11 protein-coding genes are annotated in these 12,988 nt (G+C 40.0%); 8 read left to right on the plus strand and 3 right to left on the minus strand.

All coding sequences use genetic code 11. The features are described 5' to 3' along the window. Positions 1 to 8: 8 nt before the first annotated feature. Positions 9 to 1,232 carry a sugar MFS transporter gene (locus tag RCC89_01225; GenBank protein ID WMJ71797.1) on the plus strand — a complete coding sequence of 408 codons (1,224 nt, stop codon included), beginning with the start codon at positions 9 to 11 and terminating at the stop codon, positions 1,230 to 1,232. Between the two features lie 331 nt (positions 1,233 to 1,563). On the opposite strand, the gene lysA is transcribed toward RCC89_01225, so the two are convergent. After that, complete coding sequence (lysA, locus tag RCC89_01230; GenBank protein WMJ71798.1) at positions 1,564 to 2,799, minus strand: diaminopimelate decarboxylase; 1,236 nt, start codon at positions 2,797 to 2,799, stop codon at positions 1,564 to 1,566. Between the two features lie 87 nt (positions 2,800 to 2,886). Next, on the minus strand, positions 2,887 to 3,693 hold the full coding sequence (locus tag RCC89_01235; protein WMJ71799.1) for an MBL fold metallo-hydrolase: 807 nt from the start codon (positions 3,691 to 3,693) through the stop codon (positions 2,887 to 2,889). 345 nt (positions 3,694 to 4,038) lie between these two features. Here RCC89_01235 and RCC89_01240 point away from each other — a divergent pair, with 345 nt between their 5' ends. From RCC89_01240 to trpA, 7 genes are all read left to right on the plus strand, one after another. Next, the gene (locus tag RCC89_01240; GenBank protein ID WMJ71800.1) at positions 4,039 to 5,448 is read left to right on the plus strand and encodes an anthranilate synthase component I family protein; all 1,410 of its coding nucleotides are present in this window, start codon (positions 4,039 to 4,041) and stop codon (positions 5,446 to 5,448) included. A gap of 20 nt (positions 5,449 to 5,468) precedes the next feature. Then, the gene (locus RCC89_01245) at positions 5,469 to 6,038 is read left to right on the plus strand and encodes an aminodeoxychorismate/anthranilate synthase component II (GenBank protein WMJ71801.1); all 570 of its coding nucleotides are present in this window, start codon (positions 5,469 to 5,471) and stop codon (positions 6,036 to 6,038) included. A 163-nt stretch (positions 6,039 to 6,201) separates the two neighbouring features. Further along, positions 6,202 to 7,197 (plus strand): anthranilate phosphoribosyltransferase, encoded by a 996-nt coding sequence (gene trpD, locus RCC89_01250; GenBank protein WMJ71802.1) that lies wholly within the window; start codon positions 6,202 to 6,204, stop codon positions 7,195 to 7,197. 6 nt (positions 7,198 to 7,203) lie between these two features. Further along, entirely contained in the window at positions 7,204 to 7,986 is a 783-nt protein-coding gene (gene trpC, locus RCC89_01255) for an indole-3-glycerol phosphate synthase TrpC (GenBank protein WMJ71803.1), read from the plus strand. Between the two features lie 76 nt (positions 7,987 to 8,062). Then, on the plus strand, positions 8,063 to 8,698 hold the full coding sequence (locus tag RCC89_01260) for a phosphoribosylanthranilate isomerase (GenBank protein WMJ71804.1): 636 nt from the start codon (positions 8,063 to 8,065) through the stop codon (positions 8,696 to 8,698). Continuing rightward, positions 8,682 to 9,884: a tryptophan synthase subunit beta gene (gene trpB, locus RCC89_01265; protein ID WMJ71805.1), complete on the plus strand. Its 1,203-nt coding sequence runs from the start codon at positions 8,682 to 8,684 to the stop codon at positions 9,882 to 9,884. Before RCC89_01260 ends, trpB begins: the two co-directional genes overlap by 17 nt. Before the next feature lie 17 nt (positions 9,885 to 9,901). Further along, positions 9,902 to 10,690: a tryptophan synthase subunit alpha gene (gene trpA / locus RCC89_01270; GenBank protein WMJ71806.1), complete on the plus strand. Its 789-nt coding sequence runs from the start codon at positions 9,902 to 9,904 to the stop codon at positions 10,688 to 10,690. A gap of 178 nt (positions 10,691 to 10,868) precedes the next feature. On the opposite strand, the gene recG is transcribed toward trpA, so the two are convergent. Beyond that, the gene (gene recG / locus RCC89_01275) at positions 10,869 to 12,959 is read right to left on the minus strand and encodes an ATP-dependent DNA helicase RecG (protein WMJ71807.1); all 2,091 of its coding nucleotides are present in this window, start codon (positions 12,957 to 12,959) and stop codon (positions 10,869 to 10,871) included. Positions 12,960 to 12,988: the final 29 nt, after the last annotated feature.

Below are 12,988 nucleotides of genomic sequence, written 5' to 3' on the forward strand. Positions count from 1 at the left end.
AAGACAGTATGCCTGGTATTAATACAGAAAGTAGTAACAGAACATCTTCCCTCATAGTCCTTTCCACATTATTTTTTATGTGGGGGTTCATAACTGTAATTAACCTAATGCTAATCGACGAGCTCATGCTAGCCTTTGAGCTTGATCTCACCGAAATGCTCATAATAAACCTAGCCTTTTTTGGCACTTATTTCATTATCTCAGTGCCAGCCGGTAAGTTAATAAACAACATAGGTTATAAAAATGGTATCATATCAGGGGTTATTCTAGCAGGTATCGGTTGTATGCTTTATTATCCAGCGGCAGAAGAAAGGTCCTATCCTTTGGTTTTGCTCTCAACTTTTGTCTTGGCATCTGGTATAACAATATTGCAAGTCGGCGCCAACCCTTATGTAGTGCTCATAAGCAGAAGGGGTACTGAAGCAAGTCGCTTAACACTTGTCCAGGCCTTTAATGCTTTAGGAACTGTACTAGCTTCACTATTAGCCATAGGTCTGTTTTACAACCTTGCCGATTATAGCCCTCAGGCACACGAGGCTATGAGTCCTGAAGAAATTAAACGATCCGCTGCGAATTACGTTCAACTGCCCTATTTGATAATGGGGGCCGTAATGTTTTTATTAGCGTTACTCATTGGCTTTAGTAAACTTCCAAAGGTAATTACCCATGAGATGGAACCACTGGTAAAAGAACCGGAGGATGGGCCACGAAGATTTGTACTCCAATTCCCACATTTAGTATTAGGCGCAGTAGCCATATTCGCTTATGTAGGTGCTGAAGTAACATTAGGGACTTATATAACACGTGCAGCAGAAGACTTAGCCAAATATTACTGGGGAGGTGCCATGGCCGGCAGGTTTTTAGGGGCATTTTTACTAATGAGCTTTAGCCCTAGAAAACTTATAGGGGTATTTTCGACCATTGCAGCTTTGTTAGTGCTGACCTACATTCTTAGCGGCCCTGCAACAGATCCATCACTATGGCCAATCATTGCAGTAGGACTTTTTAATTCAATCTTATTCCCATGCATATTTGCTATGGGTATTCACGGCCTTGGAAAGTTTTCCGAAGAAGGTTCTTCAATTTTAATTATGTCTATAGTTGGAGGCGCGGTAATCCCTTTTATATTCTTCAACATAGAATCAACAACCGCCGCATTCTTCCTTCCTATCCTTTGCTACCTATATATTAGTTATTACGGCTTTAAAGGCTCTATTTATAAGAATAAGTAAAATTATAACAAAAAAGCAGCCTCAAAAAGCTGCTTTTTTTATTCCTTGGTTAATATAGGGTCTGCTGAAAAAGTCACAAGTGTGCAAGATACGCATGGCCTTACATGAAGACGTATTGGAATACTTCGAATGTAAGGCCATAAAGTAGATTGTGCGCTTGTGGATAGCCCAAAAAAAGTACTGGGTTAAAAGATTCTCAATTTACTGTACACGGAAAAATAAGAAATAACCGAAAAGCCCTTGCACCTATACCTCATAATTTTTATACAAAAATAACAAGATCAATATTTTGGCCGTTTTTCAGCGCGCCCTAATATAAAAACCACTACTACTAGTCTATATCTACCTCAACCTGGTTTCTTAAAAGGTCTTCCATTGTTTCACGTTTCCTAATCAAATGAGCTTTCTTATTATAAACCAAAACTTCCGCAGGTCTGAACCTCGAATTGTAGTTAGAGCTCATACTAAACCCATAAGCACCTGCATTCTTCAATGCCAAAATATCATTTTCCCTTACTTCCGAAAGTTCTACATCTGAACCAAAAGTATCTGTTTCACAGATATAGCCAACAACTTTATATTTTTGTTTCGCACCAGAAGGATTAGAGACATTGATAATATCATGGTGGGCATTGTACATCATTGGCCTGATAAGGTGGTTTAACCCAGAGCCAACACCTACAAATGTACAGGCAGGCGTAGGTTTAACAACATTGGTTTTTACAAAGAAGTATCCACACTCGCTCACCAAAAACTTTCCCGGCTCAAACCATAATTGAAGCTTTCTCCCATATTTGTCACAAAAGGCATTGAATGCTTCAGACATTTTTTTACCAAGAGCTTCGATATCTGTAGTATGGTCACCTTCTTTATAGGCTACTTTAAAGCCACTACCTAAATCCAAAAACTGTAAATCAGGAAAGCGTTCAGACAGGTCAAACAGCACTTCGGCGGCCTTTACGAAAGCATCCGGGCTTTTAAAGTCCGATCCGCTATGAATATGCAATCCTGCCACTGAAATACCATACTTCTTGACAACCTCATAAACCTCCTCTACTTGGTCAATAGAAATACCAAACTTAGATTCCTTATGGCCGGTCATGATTTTAATATTACCACCGGCATCTATATGTGGATTGATCCGAATACAACATGGGTAAGAATTGCCATATTCTTTACCAAACTTTTCCAAATAAGGAATGCTATCAATATTTACAGTTGTACCAATTTTTATAGCTTCACGAATTTCTTCGAAATCAGTACAGCTCGGCGTAAACATAATGTCGGAACCTTTATAACCTGCTTTTAATGCCAAATGCACTTCTTGAATGGAAACTACATCTACACCAGATCCAGCTTTCCGAAGCAGTTTTAAGATAGCCTGATTCGTTAGCGCTTTAACAGCATATTTGATTTTCAGGTCTACACCATCAAAAGCATTTTTTAATCTACTATACTGAAGTAAGATTTTTTCAGCGTCATACACATACAAAGGGGTGTCAAACTCTGCACAAATATCCTGTACATTGAGCCCTTGTATTAAATAGTTACCGTCACGAAATTCCATAAATATCAAAATAAGTCACAAAGATAGAATATTACTCAGAAGAATATTTTACAAAACAAGAAAAATCTACTTTATAACTTAATAAACTTAACCGACAGCTTCACTCACACCAATTTCTGTTTGTTCTCCCAAGATCTCGTAGACAGGAATTTCAGAAGACCTCGACGTCAAAACTATTTTCACGCCATCAGACTGCGAATTAAACAGATTATAGGCCATCTCCCGGTCGTTGTTATCAGCAGAAATATGCGAGAGGAAAACATGGCTCATAAAAGGAGGCCGATGTTCGAGAAAAAGCTCCAGTGCCTGCTCATTTGACAAATGCCCTTTTTCACTGCTGATTCTTCGCTTCAAATAATATGGATAGCGCCCTGTTTCAAGCATTTTTGTATCGTAATTTGCTTCAAGGAAAATCGCATGGCAATGCTTAAAATTTTCTATCACATGTTCACAAGGAGCGCCTATATCCGTGAAAACGCCAACACACAACCCATGTTGTCTAATAATAAAGCTTTGAGGATCTCTGGCATCATGTAGTTTGGGGAAAGCAATTACTTCCAAATCGCCGTACTTGATACTGGAGTAAGAATGCATTTTTACAAAAAATGGGTTAGTAGGATCCAAGTACCGTGCATTGTTCAAAGTGCCAGGGGTTATGTAAACCGGTAGCTTATACTTCTTTGACAAAACCTTCACACCTCTTACATGGTCAGCATGTTCGTGAGAAATAAACAAAGCACGGACTTTTTGCATATCCAGTCCAAGACGCGCCATCCTTCGTTCAATTTCCCGACAACTAATTCCTGCATCGACTAATACAGCATCATCATTATTTCCTATATAATAGCAATTTCCATTGCTTCCAGAATTGAGTGCGGTTACAAATAATTTCATAGACCTAAATAACGGCATTTACTTCTGCATATTGGCATTTTTTATGAAACAGACCTTACACCGCTTAAACAAAGGAGGCCAGCATTGGGCCTAAAAAGATAGAGTATTACAGTTAGCAGGAAAAACGATAATATCGTATCACATTTCAGGCGAAACTATTTCACTTTTTAAAAAATATTCTTACTTTTGACCTAAAGTTGGAGAAAAAAAATGAAGAATCAATTACATAATATTTGGTGGTGGCAAATTTCTTAATCGAAATGTGAACACTACCTTTATGTATATACAATACCACTAACAAAGAGGCTTGCTGTTCACAGCAAGCTTTTTTCTTTTAATAGCCCTATGAAAACATACAAATTAAAGACGCGATATAAGAAACTATTAGCCGATACCGTAACGCCGGTAAGTATCTATTTAAAGATCAGAGACAAGTTTGCTAACAGCATTCTACTAGAAAGCTCTGACTATCACGGAACTGAAAACAGCATTTCTTATATATGCATAAAACCCATAGCCAGATTTGAAGTTGCTAACGACAGCATCAACACCCAATTTCCAGATGGTACAAAAACCAAAACAGCTATTGAGCAAAAGGGCCAGGTTATACATGAGCTAAACCAATTCAGAAACCGCTTTGAGACCGAGGAAGGGGAGTTTAACTTTAGCAACAATGGGCTTTTCGGATATATCGCTTTTGATGCAGTAAGGTATTTTGAAGATGTAGAAATCAAAACCTATAGCTCAGAAGAACGCAATATACCCGATATTCTTTATCAGGTCTACCAATATGTCATAGTCATAAACCACTTCAAAGAAGAGCTTTACATATTTGAGCACAGTTATGGCGACGAAGAAGAAAGCATCCACCTCATAGAAACCCTTATAAACAATAAAAACTTTGCCAGCTACCGGTTTTATCCTGGCAATGACGAGGTGTCTAATTTCAATGACGAAGAATTCCTGCAAATCATCCAAAAAGGAATAGACCATTGCCACCGTGGAGACGTTTTCCAAATGGTGCTGTCAAGAAGATTCTCTCAGAGCTTTAAAGGCGATGAGTTTAACGTTTACAGGGCATTAAGATCAATAAACCCTAGCCCTTATCTGTTTTATTTTGATTATGGCAATTTCAAAATTTTCGGATCTTCACCTGAAGCACAAATAGTAATAAAAGACAGAAAAGCCACTATTTACCCTATAGCAGGAACATTTAAGCGTACTGGCAATGATCAACAAGACGCAGAGTTGGCTAAAAAACTTTTTGATGACCCAAAGGAAAACTCAGAACACGTAATGCTTGTTGACTTAGCCCGGAATGACCTAAGCCGCAGTGGCAAAGACGTTACCGTTGAAACTTTCAAAGAGATACAATATTACTCACATGTCATCCATTTGGTTTCTAAAGTTACGGGTGAACTTGAGGATAGCACCTCGTCGTTAAACTTAGTGGCTGATACTTTTCCGGCAGGCACTTTGTCTGGCGCACCAAAGCATTCGGCTATGACATTAATAAACAAATACGAAAAAGGGAACAGGGGATTTTATGGTGGTGCGATAGGCTTCTTAGGGTTCAATGGCGACTTTAACCACGCCATTATCATTAGATCACTCCTAAGCAGAAACAACAAACTGTTTTATCAGGCAGGCGCAGGAGTTGTAGCTAAGTCTAATACCCAAAGCGAGTTAAATGAAGTGCACAACAAGCTTTTGGCACTAAGAAAATCCTTTGAAATAGCCTCAGAAATTAAATAACCATTGCAGCGTTGGAAAAAATGAAAATACTGGTTCTTGACAATTACGATTCGTTCGTTTACAATATAGTACATATCATCCGGGAGCTTGGCTACGGCGAACACATGGATGTGATCAGAAATAACAAGATTAGCTTGGAAGAAGTGAAAGCCTATGACAAAATCTTACTTTCCCCAGGGCCGGGCATACCTTCAGAGGCAGGCATTATGCTTGACCTAATCAAGGAATATGCTCCTAAGAAAAGTATATTTGGAGTCTGTTTAGGCCATCAGGCAATCGGTGAAGTATTTGGGGCATCCTTAATAAACTTGGACGAAGTCTACCATGGCATTGGTATTAATACCAAAATCACCGCCAATGACACTATATTCAAAGGTTTACCTCAAACTTTCAAATCCGGAAGGTATCATTCTTGGGCAGTAGACCCAAAGTCTAACCTCGAAAACCTGACCATAACAGCCCAAGATGACCTAAACAACATTATGGCCCTAAAACATAAAAGCTATGATGTAAGAGGGGTGCAATTCCACCCAGAGTCGATCTTGACCGAAAATGGAAAGCTCATCTTAAAAAATTGGCTAGAAAACTAACGCAAAAGGCATAATACCGTAACCATTGTTTAATTTTAGGCAAATAAAATACACAGATCATTGTTAGGCTAAAACAATGTTTTATTAAATTACAAGCAATAAAGCACCTTAGAAAGCAATCGGAAATTACTTTCAGGGTAATCAGACATATAAAGAATTTACAGTGAAAGATATCCTAAACCATCTGTTAGAACAAAAAAGCCTTGACAGGGCAACTGCAAGACAAGTACTTATGGACCTGGCACAAGGAAAGGTTAACCAGAGCCAAATGGCTTGCTTCCTTACAATCTATATGATGCGCAGCATTACCGTAGATGAACTGGAAGGGTTTAGAGACGCCATGCTGGACTTATGCATTGCAACAGACCTTTCAGATTACAGTCCTATAGACCTATGTGGAACAGGTGGTGACGGAAAAGACACCTTTAATGTATCTACCGCAGCATCTTTTGTGGTAGCCGGTGCCGGTGTAAAAGTTGCGAAACACGGCAATTATGGCATTTCTTCAGCCTGTGGCTCCTCTAATTTAATGGAGTACCTAGGCTATAAGTTTACCAACCAAAAAGATACGCTAGAAAGACAAATAGACAAGGCTGGCATTTGCATTATGCACGCCCCTTTGTTTCACCCGGCCATGAAAAATGTTGCCCCAATCAGAAGAGAGTTAGGCGTAAAAACATTTTTCAATATGCTAGGTCCTATGGTAAACCCTGCATTCCCTAAGCATCAAATGATCGGTGTGTTTAGCCTTGAGCTTGCCCGGTTATATGGTTACCTTTATCAAAATACAGGAAAGCATTTTGTCATCCTGCATTCGCTTGATGGCTATGACGAAGTATCATTGACCGGTGCATTCAAAGTAATCTCCGGGAGGAATGAGGCCATATACCAACCAGAGGAGCTAGGCTTTTCACGGCTAGAGCAAAGTCAACTTAGTGGCGGAAACACGGTAGAGGAAGCTGCGACCATTTTCAATGCAGTGCTTAGCAACAAGTGTACGCCCGCACAAAAGGAAGTAGTTCTGGCAAATGCAGGAATGGCCATTTACTGCGCATGTCCTGAAATGTCCCTAGAAGATGCCTTTGCCACAGCAAAAGAGTCACTTGAATCTGGAAAAGCATTGACGGCGTTTAAAAAGCTTTTGGAATATAATGCTTGAGAATAAATGAATATACTCGATAAAATAATAAACCATAAGAAGGCAGAAGTTGAATCACGAAGGCAGCTATGCCCAGTTGCAGAGCTGGAGAAAACCATGTATTTCAACCGTACACCGCTATCGCTAAAGCAGTTTCTGAAAGATCCAGAAAGAACGGGTATTATTGCTGAGTTTAAGAAAAAATCTCCATCTAAAGGAGTAATTAATGACAAGGTACTGGTTCAGGATGTTGTAAACATGTACGATGAAGGAGGAGCTTCTGCCATTTCTGTACTTACAGATATAGATTATTTCGGCGGATCCGACAAAGACCTTACCCAAGCAAGGGTTACAGTAAACTGTCCCCTATTGAGAAAAGATTTTATTGTGGATCAATACCAAATTGTTGAAGCGAAATCACTTGGCGCCGACATAATATTATTAATTGCAGCTGCCCTAACGCCACAAAAGCTACAAGAGCTGGCTGCCTTTACAAAATATCTTGGTATGGAGGTGCTTCTAGAAGTTCATGATGAAGAAGAACTTAAAAGCCATATTAATGATTCAGTAGATGTAGTGGGTGTCAACAACAGGAACTTAAAAACATTTGAAGTGAGCATTGAAACTTCTAAAAGGCTGTCTGAGTTAATTCCTGAACAGTTTCTTAAAGTTTCCGAAAGTGGCATTGACAATCCTGAAACCATAAGAGAGCTAAAAAAATATGGCTTCAACGGATTTCTCATTGGAGAAAATTTTATGAAAACCGAAAATCCAGGCAAATCATTTAAAGACTTTGTCTCTAAGATTTAATTAGAGCAATAACATCTGGTTTATCGCCTGTGAATTTAAGCATGGCTAAAAAATTTAGGCCTAAAAGCTAAAGCATATGAAAATAAAGGTCTGTGGTATGAAATTTCGCGACAATCTAAATGAGATTTACGATTTGTCGCCGGACTACATGGGGTTTATCTTTTACGATAGATCTCCAAGAAGCATGGAGCATACCCTTTGTCCAGAAGTGGTAAGGCCCTTGCAAAATGTAGAAAAAACAGGTGTATTCGTAAACAGGGAAGCATCTTTCATTACCGAAATCGCTCCTGTTTATGGCTTTTCTCATATTCAACTTCACGGCGACGAGCCAGCGTCCGTTTGCAGGCTTATCCAACAAGAAGGCTACAAGGTAGTCAAAGCCTTTTCTGTAAGTCCTGATTTTGATTTTGAAAAGCTTGAAGAATATAAGCCTTATTGCGATTACTTCCTTTTTGATGCCAAAGGAGCAAATTATGGAGGCAATGGCATTACCTTTGACTGGGAGGTACTCAGAAAATATGACAATGAACTGCCTATCTTTCTTAGTGGCGGCATTGATGCTTCTGCCATAGAAACAATAGCCAAACTAGATTGGCTTAATATACATGCAGTAGATATAAACAGTAAATTTGAACTGGAACCAGGGCGAAAAGACCCGATGCTGGTCCTGGATTTTATAACACAAATGAAGAGCCATGAACTATACGGTTAACGATAAAGGATTTTATGGAAATTTTGGAGGTGCGTATATTCCTGAAATGCTCCATCCAAATGTAGAGGAACTAAAAAGTAGGTATTTGGAAATTATCTACGATCCGTCTTTTCAGGACGAATACCATGCACTGCTTCGCGATTATGTTGGAAGACCTACACCTTTATACTTTGCTTCACGGCTCTCAGAAAAATATCAAGCAAAAGTTTATTTAAAAAGAGAGGATCTCTGTCACACCGGAGCCCATAAAGTCAATAATACATTAGGCCAAATACTCTTGGCCAAAAGGCTCGGAAAAACACGGATTATTGCCGAAACAGGTGCAGGTCAGCATGGGGTAGCTACAGCAACCGTATGTGCTCTCATGGGTATGGAATGTATCGTTTATATGGGTGAAGTTGATATGCAAAGGCAAAAACCCAATGTAGAGCGCATGAAAATGCTGGGAGCAACAGTAATACCAGCTCTTTCTGGCAGCCGCACCTTAAAAGATGCCACGAATGAAGCCATCCGCGACTGGATAAACAACCCTGTAGATACTCATTATATAATTGGTTCAGTGGTTGGCCCTCATCCATACCCTGATATGGTAACACGTTTCCAAGCCATTATCAGCGAGGAGATGAAAAAGCAGCTCAAGGAAAAAACAGGTACAGACGAACCGGATTATGTAGTTGCCTGCGTAGGCGGAGGAAGCAATGCCGCAGGCGCTTTTTACCATTTCTTACAAAATGAAAAAGTAGACCTTATAGCTGTAGAAGCAGCCGGTCTAGGTGTAAATTCAGGATATTCAGCGGCAACAACTTTTTTAGGCAAGCCAGGCATCATTCACGGAAGTAAAACGCTGTTAATGCAAACAGAAGACGGGCAGATTACAGAACCGCACTCTATTTCAGCAGGTCTGGACTACCCAGGTATAGGCCCCATACATGCACACCTGTTCGAAACAGGAAGAGCCAAGTTTTTTAGCATTACTGATGAAGAAGCATATAAAGCGGGTTTGCTTTTATGTAAACTAGAAGGCATCATTCCTGCTCTGGAGTCAGCTCATGCCATTGCAGCCCTTGACGTCCTCGACATCAAAAAAGATGATATTATTGTAATCAACCTCTCTGGAAGGGGAGACAAAGATTTGCAAACATACATTAACAAAAAGGAAGAATTTTTAAAAAACCCAGCAGTTTAAGCCTTATGCTCTCTGACATGAACACAAAAGCCATTAATAACCGTTTGACAAAAACTTTTAAGGCTGGAAATAAAAACCTGCTAAACATATATTTCACGGCCGGCTTCCCTGAACTAGACGATACCGTAAAAGTCCTTAAAGCGCTTGAGAAAGCCGGGGCGGACATGATAGAGATTGGTATGCCCTACTCAGACCCTTTGGCAGACGGCCCTACTATCCAAGCATCCAGCAGCAAAGCCCTTTCGAACGGTATGAGCATTAAAAAGCTTTTTGAGCAGCTTGAAGGCTTTAGAAACGAAGTGTCTGTTCCTGTAATACTAATGGGATATTTAAACCCTGTCATGCAATACGGCGTCGAAGCCTTCTGCAAAAAAGCAGCGGAAGTCGGTATAGATGGCTTGATTTTGCCAGACTTGCCCATTAATGAATATGAGGACTCTTACAGGACCATTTTTGAACAGCACAACCTTTCTAATATCTTTTTAGTTACTCCACAAACATCAGAAGAAAGGCTTAGAAAGATTGATTGCATTTCAGACGGTTTCATCTATGCCGTTTCTACCGATAGCACCACAGGAGGATCCAAGTCCATTATGGATGCCAAACCTTATTTTGAAAGACTAAAGGCAACAAACCTGAAAAATCCGTTAATGATCGGTTTTAACATAAAAGACCATTCAACATTCTCTTTTGCCTGCCAATATGCTTCAGGCGGAATTATAGGAAGTGCTTTTATCAAGGCATTAGAAAAGAGTACGAACCTCGAAAAAGATGTGTTTGACTTTGTAAAGATGGTAAAAGGTTAAACCCAGATTATGCATTAGATTTCGTTATGAGGGGCAAAAGAACAAAAAATCAGCGTATTTGGTTTGCAAATCATAGGGGTGCTATGGTTAAAAACCAAATGCGAGCGAAGCGTCTGATTTGAAGTTATTTTGCCACGCAATAGAAAGTTCTAATGCATATTTCATGCTAAAAAACGAATCAGCTAATCCGGCTCCATGCTACCTGGCTTTTTGGCAAAGAAGCCAGATAGCGACGGATATTGATGTTTTCTGAATTTTGAAAGTGAGGGTCATTATCCAAGATTTCTTCAGCAGCCTCACGGGCTTCCTGAAGCAGCCTTGCATCCTGAGAAAGATCTGCTATTAAAAACTCCACATCACCACTTTGCTTTGTTCCCGCCATATCTCCAGGCCCACGCAGCTTTAGGTCTGTGTCGGCTATTTCAAAGCCATTGTTTGTCCTCACCATAGTGCTCAACCGTGTTCTACTGTCACTAGAAAGTTTGTAGCCAGTCATCAAGATACAGAACGATTGCTCGGCGCCGCGCCCTACCCTACCTCTCAGCTGATGTAATTGTGACAGGCCAAAACGCTCTGCATTTTCTATTACCATAACAGATGCGTTCGGCACATTTACCCCTACCTCTATCACTGTAGTTGCCACCATAATATGAGCTTCTTTGTTAAGGAATTTCTGCATCTGGGCATCCTTTTCTGCAGGCTTCATCTTACCGTGCACCATACAGGTTTTAAACTCCTTAAAAAATTTCCTTACAATATCATATCCTTCAGACAGATTCTTTAAATCAAGGGTTGCAGATTCCTCTATAAGCGGATAGACAATATATGCCTGTCGTCCTTTAGATATCTCGCTCCGCAAAAACTCAAAAACCTTAAGCCTGTCTTTGTCATAGCGGTGGACAGTTTGTATAGGTTTACGTCCGGCGGGCAATTCGTCAATAACAGAAACATCTAAGTCCCCATATAACGTCATTGCTAAAGTACGAGGAATAGGGGTAGCAGTCATTACCAGTACATGAGGGTGGACCTTGCGGTTTTTCTTCCACAGCTTTGCACGTTGGGCAACCCCAAAGCGGTGCTGCTCGTCAATGACAACAAGACCAAGGTTATGGAACTGCACAACTTCTTCAAGCAATGCATGTGTACCTACCACAATTTTCAGTTCACCGGAAAGAAGCCCGGCATGTATTTGTTTACGCTCAGAAGCTTTGGTAGATCCAGTAAGTTTGGCTATAGGAAGCTCCAGTTTATCAGCAAATTCTTTCAAACCCCTAAAATGCTGGTCAGCCAAAATTTCCGTAGGAGCCATTAAGCAGGCTTGAGCACCATTTTCTATAGCCAATAACATACAAATAAAGCCTACAATAGTCTTTCCGCTGCCTACATCACCTTGAAGCAAGCGGTTCATTTGCTTGCCCGTGCACATGTCTTTGTAGATTTCCTTCACGACCCGTTTCTGAGCATCGGTAAGGTCAAAAGGTAGGTGATCCTTGTAAAATTCGGTAAGAAGGCCGGTGCTTTTAAATACCAAACCTTTATAGGTCGCCTTATTGACAAGCTTCTGGCTTAACAGCCTAAGTTGTACATAAAAAAGCTCCTCAAATTTTAGCCGCTTTTTGGCTTTATCAAGATGTTCTACATCTTTGGGAAAGTGAATATTCTTGACTGCAAATGGTTTACTCTCCAGATCATGCTTCCAGAGTACCTCTTCTGGCAAGTTTTCTTGTATATGTGGCAACCCAGGTTCTACAACATTGCGCATAACCTTGGCAAAAAAACGACTGTCTATATACCTCTTCTTAAGTTTTTCAGTACTATGGTAAACAGGTTGAAGACCTTTTTCTTCAATTTCCCCAGTAAAAACCTCCATTTCCGGGTGCACCAAACTGTATTGTCCTTTAAATACATTGGGTTTGCCATAAATGATATAGTCATACTGCGGCTTGATTTTTTGGGTAATGAATTTCAAACCCTGAAACCATACAAGTTCTATAGAGCCTGTACCATCAGAAAATGTAGCCACCAGACGTTTAGCCCTTCCTGTACTGACAGCAGAAAGGTTTCTAATTTTACCGACCAATTGAATAAAAGGAAGATCCTCCCGAAGCTCAGATATTTGCCAAATTTTGCTTCTGTCTTCGTACCGAAAGGGGTAAAATTGGAGCAACTGTCCATAAGTATGAATGGAAAGCTCTTTTTTTAAAGCTTCTGCACGTTGCGGGCCAATTCCTTTGAGGAACTCTATACTGGTGTCAAAAAATCCAGGCATAAAGTAAAAATAGAAAAGTTTTCCCAGTT

The sequence above is a fragment of the Cytophagaceae bacterium ABcell3 genome, from assembly GCA_030913385.1.
Classification (GTDB): domain Bacteria; phylum Bacteroidota; class Bacteroidia; order Cytophagales; family Cytophagaceae; genus ABcell3.